This window comes from Solidesulfovibrio magneticus RS-1 (assembly GCF_000010665.1).
Taxonomy (GTDB): domain Bacteria; phylum Desulfobacterota; class Desulfovibrionia; order Desulfovibrionales; family Desulfovibrionaceae; genus Solidesulfovibrio; species Solidesulfovibrio magneticus.
This window is the reverse complement of record NC_012796.1, coordinates 4,745,560-4,762,459: the sequence shown is the minus strand read 5'-3', so window position 1 is coordinate 4,762,459 and position 16,900 is coordinate 4,745,560. Positions and strand designations below refer to the sequence as shown.

At 55.3% G+C, this 16,900-nt stretch carries 16 protein-coding genes and 2 tRNA genes; 13 read left to right on the top strand and 5 right to left on the bottom strand.

The window, feature by feature from the left end; genetic code table 11:
- Together DMR_RS19795 and truA are read left to right on the top strand one after the other, a co-directional pair.
- Nucleotides 1-675 carry a MotE family protein gene (locus DMR_RS19795; protein WP_015862825.1) on the top strand — a complete coding sequence of 225 codons (675 nt, stop codon included), beginning with the start codon at nt 1-3 and terminating at the stop codon, nt 673-675.
- Nucleotides 676-677: 2 nt separating this feature from the next.
- Nucleotides 678-1,502: a tRNA pseudouridine(38-40) synthase TruA gene (truA, locus tag DMR_RS19790; protein ID WP_015862824.1), complete on the top strand. Its 825-nt coding sequence runs from the start codon at nt 678-680 to the stop codon at nt 1,500-1,502.
- Between the two features lie 208 nt (nt 1,503-1,710).
- On the opposite strand, the gene DMR_RS19785 is transcribed toward truA, so the two are convergent.
- Nucleotides 1,711-2,946, bottom strand: a complete 1,236-nt coding sequence (locus tag DMR_RS19785) for a hypothetical protein (RefSeq protein WP_043601221.1) — start codon at nt 2,944-2,946, stop codon at nt 1,711-1,713.
- A 121-nt stretch (nt 2,947-3,067) separates the two neighbouring features.
- Between DMR_RS19785 and panC the strand changes: the two genes are divergently transcribed.
- From panC to DMR_RS19755, 6 genes are all read left to right on the top strand, one after another.
- Nucleotides 3,068-3,925, top strand: coding sequence for a pantoate--beta-alanine ligase (gene panC, locus DMR_RS19780; protein WP_015862822.1), 858 nt, complete (start codon nt 3,068-3,070; stop codon nt 3,923-3,925).
- 136 nt (nt 3,926-4,061) lie between these two features.
- The gene (gene metK / locus DMR_RS19775) at nt 4,062-5,231 is read left to right on the top strand and encodes a methionine adenosyltransferase (RefSeq protein ID WP_015862821.1); all 1,170 of its coding nucleotides are present in this window, start codon (nt 4,062-4,064) and stop codon (nt 5,229-5,231) included.
- Nucleotides 5,232-5,287: 56 nt separating this feature from the next.
- Complete coding sequence (locus DMR_RS19770) at nt 5,288-5,785, top strand: DUF721 domain-containing protein (protein ID WP_043601218.1); 498 nt, start codon at nt 5,288-5,290, stop codon at nt 5,783-5,785.
- A 41-nt stretch (nt 5,786-5,826) separates the two neighbouring features.
- Complete coding sequence (locus tag DMR_RS19765) at nt 5,827-6,171, top strand: hypothetical protein (RefSeq protein ID WP_015862819.1); 345 nt, start codon at nt 5,827-5,829, stop codon at nt 6,169-6,171.
- 74 nt (nt 6,172-6,245) lie between these two features.
- Nucleotides 6,246-6,319 (top strand) — tRNA-Gln (locus DMR_RS19760).
- Between the two features lie 13 nt (nt 6,320-6,332).
- Nucleotides 6,333-6,410: transfer RNA gene (locus DMR_RS19755), tRNA-Glu, on the top strand.
- Nucleotides 6,411-6,487: 77 nt separating this feature from the next.
- On the opposite strand, the gene DMR_RS19750 is transcribed toward DMR_RS19755, so the two are convergent.
- The gene (locus DMR_RS19750; RefSeq protein WP_015862818.1) at nt 6,488-7,642 is read right to left on the bottom strand and encodes a tyrosine-type recombinase/integrase; all 1,155 of its coding nucleotides are present in this window, start codon (nt 7,640-7,642) and stop codon (nt 6,488-6,490) included.
- Nucleotides 7,643-7,913: 271 nt separating this feature from the next.
- Between DMR_RS19750 and DMR_RS19745 the strand changes: the two genes are divergently transcribed.
- From DMR_RS19745 to DMR_RS19730, 4 genes are all read left to right on the top strand, one after another.
- Entirely contained in the window at nt 7,914-8,858 is a 945-nt protein-coding gene (locus DMR_RS19745) for a hypothetical protein (protein WP_043601215.1), read from the top strand.
- A 1,010-nt stretch (nt 8,859-9,868) separates the two neighbouring features.
- Complete coding sequence (locus tag DMR_RS19740; protein WP_043601212.1) at nt 9,869-10,177, top strand: hypothetical protein; 309 nt, start codon at nt 9,869-9,871, stop codon at nt 10,175-10,177.
- Between the two features lie 156 nt (nt 10,178-10,333).
- Nucleotides 10,334-13,135 (top strand): TOTE conflict system archaeo-eukaryotic primase domain-containing protein, encoded by a 2,802-nt coding sequence (locus DMR_RS19735; protein WP_043601210.1) that lies wholly within the window; start codon nt 10,334-10,336, stop codon nt 13,133-13,135.
- A gap of 336 nt (nt 13,136-13,471) precedes the next feature.
- A complete protein-coding gene (locus DMR_RS19730) occupies nt 13,472-13,675 on the top strand; it encodes a hypothetical protein (RefSeq protein ID WP_043601207.1) in 204 nt (67 codons plus the stop codon).
- A gap of 93 nt (nt 13,676-13,768) precedes the next feature.
- On the opposite strand, the gene DMR_RS19725 is transcribed toward DMR_RS19730, so the two are convergent.
- From DMR_RS19725 to DMR_RS24795, 3 genes are all read right to left on the bottom strand, one after another.
- The gene (locus DMR_RS19725; RefSeq protein ID WP_015862815.1) at nt 13,769-14,173 is read right to left on the bottom strand and encodes a MucR family transcriptional regulator; all 405 of its coding nucleotides are present in this window, start codon (nt 14,171-14,173) and stop codon (nt 13,769-13,771) included.
- An 80-nt stretch (nt 14,174-14,253) separates the two neighbouring features.
- The gene (locus DMR_RS19720; protein ID WP_043601204.1) at nt 14,254-14,439 is read right to left on the bottom strand and encodes a hypothetical protein; all 186 of its coding nucleotides are present in this window, start codon (nt 14,437-14,439) and stop codon (nt 14,254-14,256) included.
- A gap of 3 nt (nt 14,440-14,442) precedes the next feature.
- Entirely contained in the window at nt 14,443-14,661 is a 219-nt protein-coding gene (locus DMR_RS24795) for a hypothetical protein (RefSeq protein WP_148208494.1), read from the bottom strand.
- Nucleotides 14,662-15,231: 570 nt separating this feature from the next.
- On the opposite strand from DMR_RS24795, the gene DMR_RS23960 reads away from it, so the two are divergent.
- On the top strand, nt 15,232-16,668 hold the full coding sequence (locus tag DMR_RS23960) for a DNA primase family protein (protein WP_015862812.1): 1,437 nt from the start codon (nt 15,232-15,234) through the stop codon (nt 16,666-16,668).
- Nucleotides 16,669-16,900 lie beyond the last annotated feature (232 nt).

The following is a 16,900-nucleotide window of genomic DNA, read 5'->3' as shown; positions in this document are numbered from 1 at the left end:
ATGGGCGAACGGTTTGTGACCGCCTGCGAACGGCTGGCCGGCCGCATCGCCCCCCGGGCCACCAAGGTGCTCGGCGTGTTCGTGATGCTGGCCGCCATCAAGCTCGGCATCCTCGTGTTCATGGGCCTGGACATGCTCCTGCCCGATCCGCCCGCGCCCGTGGCCACGGCTCCGCGCCTGCCTGTCGCGCCCTTGCCCGGCCCCCTGGCCGGTCCGGTCCCGGTCCTGGCCCAGCAAAATCCGCTGCCGCCGGCCACCGTGCCGCCCAGCCCCGCGCCGGCGGCCCCCACGCCCGGCTCGCCCGACGTCAATGCCCTGCTCAAGCGCCAGGACGAGCTGGACCAGCGCGAACAGTCGCTCAAGACCTTGGAAGCGGAGTTGGGGAACCGCATGACCAAGCTCAAGGACATGGAAACGAACCTCAAGGCCATGCTTGAGGAAGCCAAGGGCATCAAGGACCAGAAGCTGAAGCACCTGATCGACGTCTATTCCAACATGAACGCCAAGCAGGCGGCCAAGGTGCTGGAGACCCTGGACAACGCCATCGCGGTCAAAATTCTGGCAGGGATGCGCGGACGTCAGGCCGGCGACGTGCTCAACAACATGGAAGCCAAGAAGGCGGCCGGGCTGACCGAAATGCTCACCTCCATGCAACTGCCGCCCCAGGCCGAGTAGGCATGGCGCGGTTGCGGCTGACCCTGGCCTACGACGGCACGGACTTCGCCGGCTGGCAGATCCAGGCGGCCGGCGGGGGACGCACGGTCCAGGGCTGTCTGGAGGAGGCGCTGGCGACCCTGTGCGGCCAGCCTGTGCGGGTCCACGGGGCCGGGCGCACCGACTCCGGGGTCCACGCCCTGGCCCAGGTGGCCCATGCCGACGTGCCCGAGCATCGGGCCGGGCTGCCCTGGGGCAAGGCGCTCACCGCGCTTCTGCCCAAGGACGTGGCCGTGACCGAGGCGCGGCTGGTCGCCCCGGATTTTCATTCCCGCTTTGACGCCACGGGCAAGGAATATCGCTATACGTTGTGGACGCGGCCCGGGCATGTGCTGCCCTGGCGGCGGCCCTACGTTTGGGACGTGGGACGCTACGGGACCCTCGACGTGGCGGCCATGGAGGCCTGCGCCGGGCTTTTTGTCGGGGAGCACGATTTCGCCGCCTTCCAGAACGCCGGCACCGACGTCCATTCCACGGTGCGCCGGGTCTGGGACGTGTCGCGTCTGGCCGGGACCGGCCCGGACGAGACGGTCTGGCGGTTTCACGGCGAGGGATTTCTCAAGCAGATGGTGCGCAACCTCATGGGGGCGCTGGTGGCCGTGGGGCGGGGCAAGGCGACGGCCGAGGACGTAGCGACCTTGCTTGCGGCCGGCGACCGGCGGCGCGCGCCGGGCACGGCCCCGGCCCAGGGGCTTTGCCTGCACGCGGTGGAATACGGCGCGCCCGGCGTGGCCGGCCTGCCCGGCCTGGGTGACAAGCCTGCCGAACCGGCCGGGTCAACGACCTGAATCCCCACGGCTTCCGCCGCGTCGTTTTAAGGTCACGACACAACACGCAAAGGGCCGTGACGATTTTTCGTCACGGCCCTTTCCACGCGCATCAAATAGTACCCCCGCCGCTTCGGCCCCCCCATGACCCTGGTGGGGTTTCCAAAGGGGCTCAGCCCCTTTGGCCGCCGGAGGCACTCTTCCTCTTTTCTTCTCTTCTCTCTCGCCCTTACCGCGAAGCGCGCAGGCCTTCGCGGAGTTGGACCAAGGTCCAGCCGCCTTTTTTGAGGGCTTTGGCGGCCATGGGGCTGACTTCGCCGGCGATGACGAGCTTTTTGATCTTGGCGCCCTTGGCTGTGGCGGCGTCGCCGAGGATGGCGGCGATATCGGCCACACCCGGGGTCCAGGCCAGGTAGTCCAGGGGGAAGGCGGCCAGGATGCCGCCGTTTTGGGTCTCGGCCAGAACGAACTTGCCGGCGGTGATGAAGCTTTTAATGGGATCAGTGGTGGCGTTGAGGTTGGCGTATAGTTCGGCCATGCGGGTGCGGAAAAAGGCCAGATCGGCGTTGTTGGTGAATAGCGCGAACTTCACGAAGGCCGGCCGGCCGGCGACGTTGGTCATGCGGTCGAGCGCCAGCACGAAACGGGTCTGCAGGATGGGGTCGAAGTTGGGGTTTTCCACAAAGAGTTCCGCCTGTTCCGGGGAAACGCCCATGGCTTTGAGGCGTTCGCGGTTGGAGGCAAAGAGATCCTCGGGCGGGATGGAGACGTCCACGGCGCTTTGGGGGGTGAGGTTGGCGTTGTTGATGAACGTGAACGCCGCGCCGCCGGGGATGGCGGCCGAGGCGGCAAACGAGCCGAAGAAGCCGGCTCCGGCCAGCCGCTTGAGGGATTTTTGGAGCACCGGGTCGTCGGAGTAGGGATTGACGCCAAAGGCCTTGGCGTATTCGCGCTTGGCCCGGTTGTAGCCGAGCAGTTCGCCCATGGTCCCGTCGTCGCCGGTGGGCCGGTCGCTTTTGGTGGTGGCCCGGGAGAAGGATTTGCCGACGTTGGACAGGCTGTCGGCCGGGTGGACGATGAGGTTGAAGGCCCCGGTGACGGCTCCGGCGGCGGACTTGGCCACGGATTTGCCGATTTCGGCCCCGGCGTTGACCTGGTCCATGGCGGCGGCGGCGTTGAGTTCCTGGATGGTGGCGTAGAGCTTGGCCGTGGATTCCACGCGCAGGTCGCCGGATTTGGGCGTATGGATGATATAGGTATTGATGTAGCCGTCGTTGACCACCTTGTCGTCCACGCTGTGGTTGGGGCCGACCAGCACGGGGTCGGGGAGCAGGGCGGCGGCGGACAGGGTGGGGGGATTTTCGGTAGCCTCGGCCGGGGCCGGTTTGGCGGCCTTGGCGGCCAGGGGCGAAAGGCAGGTCGTGGCCGCGATGAGGGCGGCGGCGAGCAGGCGGCGTTGGAACATGCGGGTCTCCTTGGCGATGGGATGGGCCGAACATACCCGGGGCCGGGGCATTTGTCATGGCCGGCTTTACAGTTTTCCGGGCCGGTATTAGTTGTCGCGCGGAAGTCAAAGGAGGCTTGCCGTGGAGATCATCAAGGAACCTTCGGCCTTGCGGGAACTTGCCGGGCAGTGGACGCGCCAGGGCCGTAGCGTCGGCTTCGTGCCCACCATGGGCTATCTGCACGCCGGCCACGAAAGCCTCATGCGTCTGGCCCGGGGGCGGGCCGAGACGGTGGTGGCCAGCGTTTTCGTCAATCCCACCCAGTTCGGGCCGGGCGAGGATCTCAACGCCTATCCCCGCGATCTGGAGCGCGACGCCGCCTTGGCCAAGGCGGCCGGAGTGGATGTGCTTTTTGCGCCAAGCCCCGAGGCCATGTACGAGCCGGCCGCCGCCACCTGGGTGGAAGTGCCGACCTTGGCCCGGCATCTGTGCGGCGCGTCGCGGCCGACCCATTTCCGGGGCGTGTGCACGGTGGTGTCCAAGCTCTTTTTGCTGGTGCGCCCGACCGTGGCGGTCTTTGGGCAAAAGGACTGGCAGCAGCTCGCCATTCTCCGGCGCATGAACGCGGACCTGGGTTTTGGCGTGGAGATCGTGGGCGGCCCCATCGTGCGCGAGGCCGACGGACTGGCGCTGTCGTCGCGCAACGTCCGGTTGACGCCGCAGGAGCGGGAGCAAGCCCCGGGCATCAACCAGGGGCTTGCCCTGGCCGAGGCCATGGTCCGGGACGGCGAGACGGCGGCCGGCCGCATCCTGGACGCGGTGCGGGCGCACTATGCGGCCCATGTGCCGCTGGGGGAGATCGACTATCTGTCCTGCGTCGATCCCGACAGCCTGGAAATGGTGGAACCCATTGACCGGCCGGCGCTTTTTGCGACGGCGGTGCGGTTTAGCGCCGTGCGGCTTATCGACAACCGCCTTGCCGCGGATTTGCCGCGTTAACGTCATGGCGTCTCGGGTTGCTTTTTTGCGTCTCCAAGGGTAGAGACTCGAATTTCAGTTCCCAACAACGTAGATATATTGCATTGGAGCTGACGTCGCCAGCACAGAGGCGGCCGGCTCAAGGAGGATATCCCGTATGATCAACGCCAAAGGCCGGTATCTTTTCAGCTCGGAATCCGTGACTGAGGGCCATCCGGACAAGGTCGCCGACCAGATTTCCGATGGCATTCTCGACGCCATCCTGGCCCAGGATCCCGACGCCCACGTGGCCTGCGAAACCCTGGTCACCACCGGCCTGGCTTTCATCGCCGGCGAAATCACCACCAAGGCCTACGCCGACTTCCCGTCCATCGTGCGCGAGACGGTCAAGGAAATCGGCTACAACAGCTCCACCATGGGCTTTGACTGGGAAACCTGCGCCGTCATCTCCTCGGTGGACAAGCAGTCCGTGGACATCGCCCAGGGCGTGTCGCGCACCAAGCCCGAGGACCAGGGCGCGGGCGACCAGGGCATGATGTTCGGCTTTGCCTGCGACGAGACCGAGACGCTGATGCCCGCGCCCATCTACTGGGCGCACAAGCTGTCGCGCCGGTTGACCGAGGTGCGCAAGTCCGGGGTGCTTGATTTCCTGCGCCCCGACGGCAAGACCCAGGTGGCCGTGGAATACGTCGACGGCAAGCCCGTGCGCATCGACAACGTGGTCGTGGCCAGCCAGCACGCCGAGAACATCTCCCACGCCGACCTGTGCGACGCGGTGAAAAAGGAAGTCATCTTCCACACCCTGCCCGAGTCGCTGGTGGACAAGAACACCAAAATTTACATCAACACCACCGGCCGGTTCGTCATCGGCGGCCCCATGGGCGACTGCGGCCTGACCGGGCGCAAGATCATCCAGGACACCTACGGCGGCATGGGCAACCATGGCGGCGGCGCGTTCTCGGGCAAGGACCCCTCCAAGGTGGACCGCTCGGGCGCGTACATGGCCCGGTATGTGGCGAAAAACATGGTGGCCAGCGGTGCCTGCAAACGCTGCGAAGTCCAGATCGCCTACTGCATCGGCGTGGCCGAGCCGCTGTCGGTGCTGGTGACTTCCATGGGTTCCAGCGACATCCCGGACGAGGCCCTGACCAAGGCCGTGCGCGAGGTTTTCGACCTGCGCCCCTACTACATCTCCAAGCGCCTGGACCTCAAGCGGCCCATCTACAAGCCGACGTCCTGCTACGGCCACTTCGGCCGTGAGCAGGCCGGGTTCACCTGGGAAGTGACCGACGCCGCGGCCGATCTGCGCACGGCGCTTAAGATCTAGCGACCATTCCGGCGCGGGCCGTTTTTTGGCGGCCCGCGCTTTTTGGAGAAGGCGAAATGCTGCGCCGGTTGTCCGAGAGCGTGGAGCGGTACATGGCCGCCCAGGAAGCGTCGGCCCAGCGCAACTTCGTTGAGGTCTGCCGGCGCTGGGCCGAGATCGTGGGGCCGGAGACGGCGGAATTGCTGCGTCCCCTGGGGCACAAGCGGCGGGATCTGTACCTGGGCGCGGACGATCCGGTGGCGCTGCAGGAGATGGTTTTCGCGGCTCCGGAGATTTTATCGCTGGTCAATGCGGCTTTGGGCCACGAAGCCTTTGACAAGGTGCGGTTCGATCTGCTAGGAGGCCGGGTTCCTTTGGATGCGTTGCGGGCGATCCCGCCGCGTTTTTCCACGCCCGCCGAGGTACGGCCCGAAGGGCTGGGCGGGCTTGTAGGGAAGCTTGATCCGAACTCGCCGGTCGGACGCTGTTACGCCAAATATGTGGCGTACTTCGAATCCGGTCCGGGTTCCGGTTCGGGCGGGCGACGCAAGGCGCGCCGCGCGAAGCGGGGCTAGGCGAACCGACAAGGCGAGATATCATTTTTTTGGAGGCGAACATGAGCGAAGGGTTGCAGCTTGATCTGAAGAAGCCCCTGGACAAGATGACGGCCAAGGAACTGCGCGAGTTGGTGCTCAAGCAGATCCCCCAGGTGACCGGCGCTTCTGGTCTGGGCAAGGACGAACTCCTGGTGCAGATCAAGGAAGTTCTGGGCATTGGCGGCGAGGACGGACCGAAGGTTTCTCCGTACAAGACGAAGATCCTGTCGATGAAGAGCAAGATGCGCTCGCTGCGTACGGCTCGCACCGAGGTTTCTGGCGACGGCACCCGTAAGCAGAAGGAGATTCTGCGCCGTCAGATCAACAAGCTGAAAAAGCGCACCCGTCGTCTGGCCAAGGCTTAGGGTTCGTCGAGAAAGTTTGAAAAAAGTTCTTGACGGGGAGCTGGGACCGGAGTAAAACACTGCTTCTTGGCTGCTGGGGGATCGTCTAGCGGCAGGACTGTGGACTCTGACTCCACCAACCTAGGTTCGAATCCTAGTCCCCCAGCCAAGAAAAAAGAAACGTCCCCATCGTCTAGCCTGGTCCAGGACATCGGCCTTTCACGCCGGTAACAGGGGTTCAAATCCCCTTGGGGACGCCAAGCGATTCTAAGAGGTTACGTCAAGTCGGACCTCATTCCCTCAGGGTGGGTAGCCCTGGTGGGTAGCATCCTTCCTCTTAGCCCCTGGCACTCATACTGCCGGGGGCTTTTTTATTGGTTTCGAACGGGATGACCTTGGCCGGCCCACGATTCTCGAAAGCCTTCACAGCCGTCTTCAATTTGTCGGGGTCCAGCCCAAGGCGCTTCAGGTACTTCTCCGTGGTGGTCGCGTTGTCGTGCCGGAGAATGGCCTGGATCATGGCTACCGGGTAGCCAGCTTGGTACAGGACCACCGCCGACAAGTGCCGGATGGCATGGAAGCCAAACGGTTTTACTCCGGCCCGTTCACACAGCTTATCCATGAAGTGCTGGCGGTAGCGGAAGGGCTCCCCTTCCCACTGGTTCTCAAACCGATAATCTCCCGTGACGGTGAAGACGTACTCGCTCTGCTTGTGCCGGCGGTTTTCCCACCACCACATGAGCCGAGCCTTGAGTTCCTGCGTCATCGGGATCCAGTCGTGCTTGTAGCTGCCGTCAGCGGTCTTTCTCGTGGCCAGTCTGACGCGTTCGCCGCCGAAATCCACATCAGCCCACTTGAGCCGGAAGATTTCTCCCCGGCGGGCTCCAAGGTGGAAAAAGGCGGTCAGCATAACTTCGTCCTGGCCCTCAAGGGTCGCCATCACTTTCCAGTAATCAACTTCAGGCGGGACATAGCGGGGTTTGCGCGTGATCGGGTAGCGGTCGACCTGGAGGAAGGGATTTGGTGTCTGGGGGAAATTGGGGAGAAATTTCTTCGCCCAATTCCATCCCCGGGATAGGTTCTTCCGATCCTTGTTAGCCGCGCTGCCGGACCGAGTGTCGTTTTGGATGTCGAGGTGCTTGAGCGCTTCTGTCGGAGTGAGGCTGGACATCTCAAAATCCGGCCCAAGGGTGCGCCCAAGGTACTTGAAAGCCGTTCTGGCCTCCGAGTACGTGGATTTTGCCCTGCGGCGCTGCACCTCATCCAGGTAGGCATTTGCCCAATCACGAATCGTCAAAGACACCGTGGGGATCTCGGGCTCGGGCATCGCCTCCAGCGCCTTTCGGGTTTCCTCCTCCCAGGCGACCGCTTGTCTGTACTCCTTGCCGCCCTTCGCTCCGCTGCCGAACCACTTGATCGCGACGGATTTTCCGTCCATTCTGACTTGGGCTCGCCAACGGTCCTTGCCTCGACGCTTGCACAGTGCTGGCATCGATGTAACTCCTAATCCGGTTTTCAAAGAACCGCAGCCGTCCGGCTACCCGGACTCCACCCAATGCCTCAGCGTATTTCCTGATGGTGCGCGGGTCAAGGGCAAGCAGCTCCGCGACATCGTCGACGGAGAGGGGGCGGCCGAGTTCCTGTTGAAGGTTGGCCCTTTGGGGGATGTGGGCATCCTGTGACATCCCATCACGGTAAGTGAGTGCTTAAAACCTTAGCTATGGATTAAGTTTAAAATCGAAGAAATTCCAAAAGAGGCATGTATGGATGAGAAGTCTAAGAAATATTATGAACTGTGGGCAGATTTTTTGCGAGTTAGCAATGCCTATCATAAAATAGTTGCTGAGATAGAAAGCGCTATTAAGCACGTCCCCCTTCCAGACGATTTTGCTGATTTAGATTTTTCTGATTATGTCGTTTTTAAGAAATGGCTCGATTGGGTCGATAAGGCTATGAACTTATTCTCGCCGAGTATTGTTGAAAACTATATGGAGCTGTTGACCACGAACTATCCTTTTTTTCAAGATATTGAAAAAGATGTTGAGAAAAAATACTTATTTCGAATAGGGTTGGCACATATCCGAAGAGAAAAATCAAAAGAGAGATTGATATCCAACGGGGTTGATTATGTTGTTAGAGTAATTGAGCGTAAACTGGCTGAAGTTCAAATTGCTGGGGTGGACGTATCTGTTTCAGAATTTGCTCATAGTCTTATCAAAGACTTTGAGCGTTTAAATGCGGAGAGAAGCTATTGGAGAAAGGCTCCAGGTTTTGTTCAGGGGGGGCGATTTAATGAGATACTTTTGAAAGTAGATCTTGCTGGAACTAGAAGTCAGATTGGAAGGTTGTTGGCTGGTTATCTTAACAGAAAAGATGGTGTTATTGACGAGGTCTTTGACTACTGGGATGTTCAGAGGAAATCAAATGTTTTTATGGAAATGCCACCTGATGTCCGTCCAGTTGATAAACGCAAGCAATTCGCTTTTTATAAAGATCGGATTGAAGGTTTGTCGATGAAGCAAATTTCGGAAAAATGGAAAGATACCGTGTATTCGGCCGATGAAAATACGGTCGCAAAGGGGATAGCATCTGTCAGAGAGGAGCTAGAATTTCTCGAAAGAACGGGAAATTTCCTCAAAGAAGAAGGTTTGGATTTTGAACCGCCTATTGACGAACAGTATAAGGCTGATTTTATTGAGATAGATTGAGCAGCGCATAGGGTGTTAAATATTTTAGCAGATAGCTGGAGGCTGCAGCGTTGTATGAGCTAGCTAGCCGTAACCATTATTGTTTCAGGTGTCCAGGGACGGGAGTTTTTACGAGGTTAGGGGACACAAGTTCTTACGAGTCCCGCTCTCGTGGTTTGATCCAACTCCAGCATAACGCCGGGCACCGTTTTTCCGCTCTCATTCTTGCTTCGAAGCCCCCGCGCCAAGCGCTCGTGCCATGGTGGGCCGCGATGGGCTTCGGCTACCTGAGCATGTTTTCTAGATCCTTGAGCCTATAGGAGCGCCCCGTAGGCCTCTCACCCGCTGCTCGTCGGTCCCTCCTGATTAATCGAAAATAGCATAGCCGGTTCAACGCCTGCTGATACCAAGGTGCTGATCTAGGATGCGTATGGTCACCCTGATCGTTTGGCCTTCGGACGGTCGGGGTCTCTTTGCATGTCCAAGTTGCCGTTAAAGCTCCACTTTTTGTTTGCCGTCCCATAGTCGGAATAAGTCGAGAATTAAAGATACTCCCGTGCAAGTAGGGCAAAAAAGGGAGATAGAAAGATCCTCGTTGGGCAAGCAGGTGTCATGGCGGTCGGAATAAGTCCAAAACCAAACATAATCCAGTGCAAGTGTCCGGAGCGAGGCCTAGAACGACTCCGTAAGGTTGAAGGTCGAGAGGCCGGGATTAAGGAGGTTTGGATTGCTCAAGTTGGGGTGAGCTCCCGTGCGACGAAGTACAACGTCGCCCTGATCTTTGAAAATCAAATAAGGGATGATTAAGATTGTCTCTATTCTAAGGATGGACGGGTATCTGCGTTGCTGCCTCAGGCAGTGGCTCAAGCCTTCGGCATGAACATACCCCTGTTTTTGTCGCGCCGGGTGATCGGCAAGCGATGATATGGGGATTGTCGCGCCAACAAGTCTTGAGTCGCTTGCCTCTGCAATCGGCTAAGGTTGGACTCCGTGTGTGGAAAACCTCAACATATAAGAAAGGGTATGAAAACATGAAAACCTATACTGAAGAAAGCAAGTATAAGTGTATTGGTTGCTACTCTCTTGATTCCGACTGTGACACAATCTGCTTGCTGGAAAATCTTGAGCGGTACGCATGTGAAGTCGCGTCATTAACTTGCGAACGTAACCACGTGCAGGACAAGCTCCAGAAAGATGAACGCCAGATTATTGAGCTCGCCATCTCGGTGGAGCATGATCGCCGTAAGAAGATCGATATTAACGAGCGCATCGAAGAGCTCCAAAACATGCTTGGAGCTATACGGGAGGTGCTGGCCGCAAAACACGCTGTCGGCGAATAGTCCCAACGGGACTTAGCGGGGGAAAGGCCGCTTGCGTAAATCGGCGGCCTTTTCTTCTGCACTTGTCGGCAAAAAAACATGACGATGTGTCCGTCAAATAAAACCGAATACCGTTCTTCAAAATTGACTTCAACGACATGTAAGGTGAGCAAACTTATGGATATCTCTATATTGCATCAAGCTGTGTATAACAACTTTCGTGGCCGTGAAGATGTCATCGCCAAAAAAAGCGCAAAAAAGAAGCCAGATGGCAAGCTTGCTTGGTACCCATATTGCCAGAACTCTTTCAAGGAAGGTGCCTGCCCGAGAATAGGCGGGAAACGGCAATCTTGCATCACATGTGAAGCGCAGCAGTTTCACGGATATACGCCCGAAATTGTTCAGCAGCACATTAAGGGCGACCTCATCATCGGCATCTACCCGCTTCTTAAGGATAGTCGGTGCTGGTTTATCGCAGCCGATTTCGACAACCACGCGGGGACCAGCGACCCATATAAGGATGTCATGAGCTACGCTGGACAGTTGTTGGGCGCGGGTTTGACACCCTACGTCCTTCGCTCCACCTCGGGAACCGGGTATCATGTGTACGTTTTCTTTTCCTCACCGGTCCCAGCTTGGAAGGCACGAGTCGTGGTGGGGTGGGTCCTCCAGGCGTCAGGCGCGTTGGGCGGGAAAAACAGCGGCGAATCATTTGACTGCTTTTTTCCGAAGCAGGACACGCTGGATGATAAAGGGTTGGGGAATCTGATCGCGTTACCGTTTCAGGGGGAGGCCAGCGAGAAGGGGCATACCTTGTTGCTGGATCCAGCCACCGACTATCAGGATGTCTTCGCGGATCAGGTAGCGGCGCTCAATTCCATCGTCCGTTCTGACGAGGCCAACCTTGACGCGCTGATCGCAGCCCATCAGCTGGAGCGGCCGGTGGATAATACCGGGAAAGCCCAGGCCAAGTTGATGCGGATGGAACCGACCACGACGCTGCCGGGCTTCATCCCTGAACGCGCGCGTAACAACACGCTGTTTTGCTTTGCCTGCTCGCTCCAAGCGAAGGGATATGCGGATGACGACATCCGTGGAGTTGTGCATGAGAGGAATATCACGGAGTGCCAGCCGCCTCTTCCCCTGGAAGAAGTCGATTCGATCATCGCAGGCGTTCTGACCCGGTATCCCAAAGGGAGCAAGAAAGGTGCTAATGGCAACGGAAGTGAGGTCCCTATACAATGCAGCAAGCGCGTCCTCGATGTTCTGCTCGATGCTCCAGTTCAGGGTGATGCGGTCGTCCCTCCGAGATACGCACTCGGTGTAGACGGAGTGTTCGAGATTCGTGAAAAACAGTACGATTTGCTGATGCCGGTGCCGCTTGTTGTAAGTTTAAGGATGAAGGACATCGTGACCAAGAACGAAATTGTCGAAGTCGCTTGGTTGCGGGACGGATGTTGGGAGCATCATCAAGTACCGAAAAGAACCATAGCAGACTCCAAAGATTTGCTGGGCCTCGCTGACAAGGGGCTTCTCGTTACAAGCTCCAATGCTCGAGACGTCATAGATTATCTGTACGCCTATGAAGTCGCAAACTTAAAAGCGATCCAAGTTCAGTCATGTAGCGGCCAGCTTGGCTGGCAAGCTCAAGATTCGTTTTTATGGGGAGCAAAACAACTGGTTCCCAATGACGTCGTCGGTGCCACTGATGTCACGTTTGTAGCCCGCGATGACGGTGACCGCCAATTTGCAGAAGGGCTCGTAAGCAAGGGGAACCTCGAGAACTGGGTGGCCATGGTCAACAAGGTCAGCCAGTTCGATCCCGTCTTCATCGTCGTGATGGCGAGTTTGGCTGCACCGTTCCTCCAGGTCCTGGATGCGGCTAATTTCGTCCTGGACCTCGCTGGTGAAACATCCAAGGGCAAAACCACCTCGGAACGTTTGGCTGCAGCAGCATGGGGTGATCCTATAGACGGCAGTTCCACCAGCATCATTCTGAATTGGGCCGCTACACCAGTCTTCATGGAACGGCGGGCGAGTCTGCTGAACGGCATCCCGCTGATTCTCGACGATACGAAAACGGCGAGTTCCCCGGAAACGGTTGCCGCTTTCGTTTACAGTTTCGGGGCGGGGCGCGCGAAAGGACGCGGATCCATCAAGGGAACCCAGCAGTCCCCTACCTACTCAACAATCCTTATTACCAGCGGTGAGCAGAGCATCACCGATATCGCTTCGAGCCACGGGGGCGTAGCGGCACGGGCGTTGAGCTTATGGGGTGCCCCTTTCGGTGACGGGGATAACAGCGCACTCGTCAACGAGTTGGAGCAGGTCGTGGCAGAGAATCATGGACATGCTGGTCCACGGGTCGTTCAGTTCATCCTTGATCACCGCGACGAGTGGCCCTTGTGGAAGGAAGCATACCGGGAGAGCATCCAATTCTGGACCACAACAACGGAGGGAAATAGCCCATCGAAGCGGTTGAGCAAGAGCATCGCTTTCTTGTCGGTGGTTATCCCACTCGTGCACGCGGCCATTCCTGAGCTGCAGATCGCGAAGCCGATGCGTGAGGTTTTGAAAGGGCTGCTCGTTGCAGTCAATCAAGGTGCACAGCAAGCTGATCGGGCAAAGGAAGCGCTCAAGACCGTCTGGGAATGGGCCGTTTCGAACCCAACAAAGTTCTGGGAACAGCACAGGGGGGACTCCAACGAACGACATTTAGAGCCGCATCAAGGTTGGGCTGGCCGCTGGGAGACGGGTAAGGCCCCGTATATCGGATTCACAGGCAAGGCGTTGGGCAACATCCTGGGGGTTAGCGAAGTCGCGACGATGACAAAGACCTGGAGCGATCGGGGCTGGCTCAAGCAATCATCGAGCAAAGGCCTCCAGGTGAATACCCGGGTTAACGGCAGCTTGGTTGGGTTGTACGTTGTGCCTCTGGCAACGTTCGAGTCGATCTTGGGCCTGGGCGATCAAGAGTAATCCGGTGGCTGTAGGGACCTGTTGGAAGCCTGTTCTAACAGGTCCCCTTTGAAATGTGTTTTAAAAACAGGATGTTAATTGCATGTTGGGACTGATTGGCCTGTTGGGAGCAAAAAAGGGGGCATAGCCTAGAAGATTCGATGCCGATGCCAGATCTGAAAGAGTTTTTGGGGCATTGCCATGGCAAAAGCGGAAGAAGGCTTTTGGGGGTGCCAACAGTCGTAACGCTCACAACAAAGCACATAACACTTTGAAATAATGAGTTAATTTTGGTTGCTGCTGTTGGGAATGTGTTGGGAACGTTGGAACTTGATAAAAATTGGAGGAGAAAGAAAAATGAATAAATTCAATGAAATGCTTAAACGCTATGCGCTTCCCTTTGCTACCTTTGGGCTTGAAGATGATCTGCCCCAGCAAGGTGAAGCTCCCCTGCACGTGACGCCGGGGGGCAAATTGCCTGATCTTACGGAAAGTAGCTGCTCCCCTGAAGAAGAATCCGATGACAGTGCGGACGAGCTGCCGGATTGGTTTTGCTTCTAGTCTGTTGATCCGAAAAAAGCCCCAGCACGGGGAGGCGCGCTGGGGCTGAGGGGGAAGCCGCATCACATCAGGCGGGCGGCATCGAGCGAAAATCTATTCGGCCTTGTTCCCTTTCCGTTCCCAAAGCTTCATGTCTTTCATCTTGGCGCGGCGCTCACGGGCCAAGGACTTGCAGGCGAGAGCCTGGGTCTTTTTATAGCCGTGCTTCGCCTTATACTCCTCAGGCGTCAATCCATGGACGGCGAGATGCTTCTTGGTGATGACCTTGAACGACTTGCCACATTCCAGGCAGGTAATGGACGCTTCCTTGATAGCCTTTTTCGGGTCCATGGCCGGCGCAGCAGAATCTTCGGTTTTGGATGACTCCTGACCAGCATTGATGGCAGCGATCCCATTGGCAATGGAACGAACCATGCTGATAATCTCGTCTTCCGTCATGGGCCTGGCGCTGGCTTGGGCCTTTACGATCTCAAGTGCGCTCTGCAGATATTCTTCCATGTGATCCTCTTTGGTGAATTGAATGCTGCTCATCTATCGAGAAATCGTCCAATAGGCAACAGTTAATAAAAGAAAAATTTTCAGTTGCCTTGTTTATGATCAGGATGCTTCGATGCTTGGCGCTTGGTCAGCTCGTTCGTTTTGTAACGTTCGAAGTCAAAGAAGCCGTGCATAGGCGTGCCCTCTCCACGTTTGACGTTGAGCGCGAAGAGCAAGGCCAGAGCGCCGACGATGACCATCCCGCCCATGAGATAAACCCATCCCATCAATTACTCCGTCTCCATGCCGAAAATGGCGTTCGCCAGTTTCTCCGCATCTGCATCCCGATGACAGTGATCAACGAAACCATCGGGCAGACTCAGCAGCAATTCTTCGAAGCTTGAACGGGATAGCCCAGCTCGTTTCCAAGGGCGTTTCATTTCATATTGCCGCCGAGATACCTTGAGGATCGCCCAGGGCTTTTCCTGTTTCAGTCGTAGCAGCTGCATCAGTTTTTATACCATTGGCTATCATGGGTATTCAAGTGCTGTTTGCGGCTTGTCTGAATTTTCTGCGTACGAGGAAGTAGCTGCTTGAGTCAGGGGATGTGTTGTGCGTGGTCTGTTACACCGCAACTTCGTAACATCTAGAAAAATCAATATGTTACGAATTGCGGTTGTAACGGAAGTCCACCGCGCGTGCGAGGCTGGAAGCTAGCGTTTGCAAAATGGATTTAGCTATCAATGAGTTTGGACAAATATATGTAAATAAAAGCATGGAGGTTTAAGTGATGAATCGATCATTGAGCTCGGCAAATCCTTTATGGTTTGTGACTAAGTCAGATTGGATAAAGAATCGTATAGAAAATGAGCACTGTTCAGCTTTTGTGTCTAATGGTCTAAAAAGTGAAGTAGATTTATATTTGAAAAAGACGTCGAAAAACTTGTACAAAAATCACTTACTTCTAAGGCCACGAGGTTAAAAATCAGAAAATTAAGTGCAAATATCGTTATTATTTATTGGCGTCGTAATTTCTGTCAAATAAACAATGCTATTTTTAAATTAGTCTGGAGCCTGTTATGACAGATAAGAAAAATAACGTGAGTAATAAGGCTATTTTGGCTTCTTCGGTAAAAGCAAACAAGAAAAATCCAAAAATGACGAAAAATGGTTCTGATTTTTTAGATATTGATAAGTTGCTACAGAAAAATGAAGTTGGCGATGCTGGTTTTTATGTTGAAGCCAATAAAAATAAATTTTGCTACGATTGCTCAGATAAAAAATGGTATAAATACAACAATACGCACTGGGAGATTGATGTTAAAAATTCTTACTTAGAAGCTGTCTCGAAAGTTGTTGACGCGTATGAAGATATTAAGAGTATTTTTAGGGCCAAAGCTTTTAAAGAAATGGCATTTGAAAATTCTCACGGTGTCAAGGCAGTTGATGCTCATCTGAAAAAATTGGATTTTAGAATTAGCTCCATTAACACCATGAAACGGATGAGATCTATTTTGACGATAGCTGGAAGTGGAGAAAATTCTTTAGCTATCCGAGGAGACGAATGGGATAATAAACCTATGGTTCTTTGCTGTCAAAACAAAGTCATTGACTTAAAAACTGGCAAGTCAATTAAGTCTGACCCTAAAGACTACTTGAAATCATTTGCTCCTGTCGAATGGAAAGGTCTTTCGTGTAAGGCTCCGATTTGGAATAAATTTCTTATGAGTATGTTTGATAACGATAAAGAAATGGTTGATTATGTTCTGAGGCTCCTTGGGTATTCATTGACAGGGATGTGTACTGAACACATTTTGCCTATTTTTTATGGTGAAGGTCGTAATGGTAAGGGAACTCTCTTCGAAGTGCTGTCTGAAGTGCTTGGGAGTTTGGCAGAGCCATTTAGTCATGATCTGTTGCTTAAATTGAAAAAGCCAAGAAATAGCAGTGACCCGAGTCCAGATATTATGGATTTACGTGGTCGTCGTATTGCCTGGGCCAGTGAAATTGATGATTCTGAAAATCTTAATCCAGCTATTGTTAAAAGACTGACAGGTAATGATACGCTTAAGGGTCGGCATTTGTTCGGAGATCTCGTCTCGTTTAAGCCTACGCATCAATTGTTTCTTTTGACAAATAAAAAGCCTAAGGCCGATTCTAAAGACTATGCTCTTTGGAGTCGGATTCAGTTGCTGAAACTTAACGTGAAGTTTGTAGATAACCCTTCCTGTGATTCTGAACGTAAGCGTGATAATCATTTAAAAGAAAAGCTCTTGTCTGAAAAGTCTGGCATTTTAGCTTCGTTAGTCAGAGGATGTCTGCAGTGGCAGGAACAAGGTTTATGCCCACCGAAGAAAGTCTTGGATGACTCTTTGGAGTACCGGAAGGGAGAAGCTTCAGATATAAACGATCATAAATTAGCTTGTGCGAGTTTTTCCTCTGCGCTTGATGTTAAAGGTGATTTTCAAGCAGAGTTATCCATTGATGCTGAGAATGGGATGATCAGTTTGAAGTAATAGCTTCTGACTTGTTGTTTGTAGGCTTTCGTATAGGGCACTCCTGGCAATTGTTTGGAGTGCCCTTTATCCATGAATCCTTTGGGTGTTGTTAAATTCAATTGGCATGGATCTCGTCTATGAGTTTTGCGATTAAGTCAATGATGTCGTTAAATTTGGACAAACATATGTAAATTAAATTCTTGGAGGTTGTGAAATGAAACAGACTCAATGGCCCGTAAGAACGTCAGTT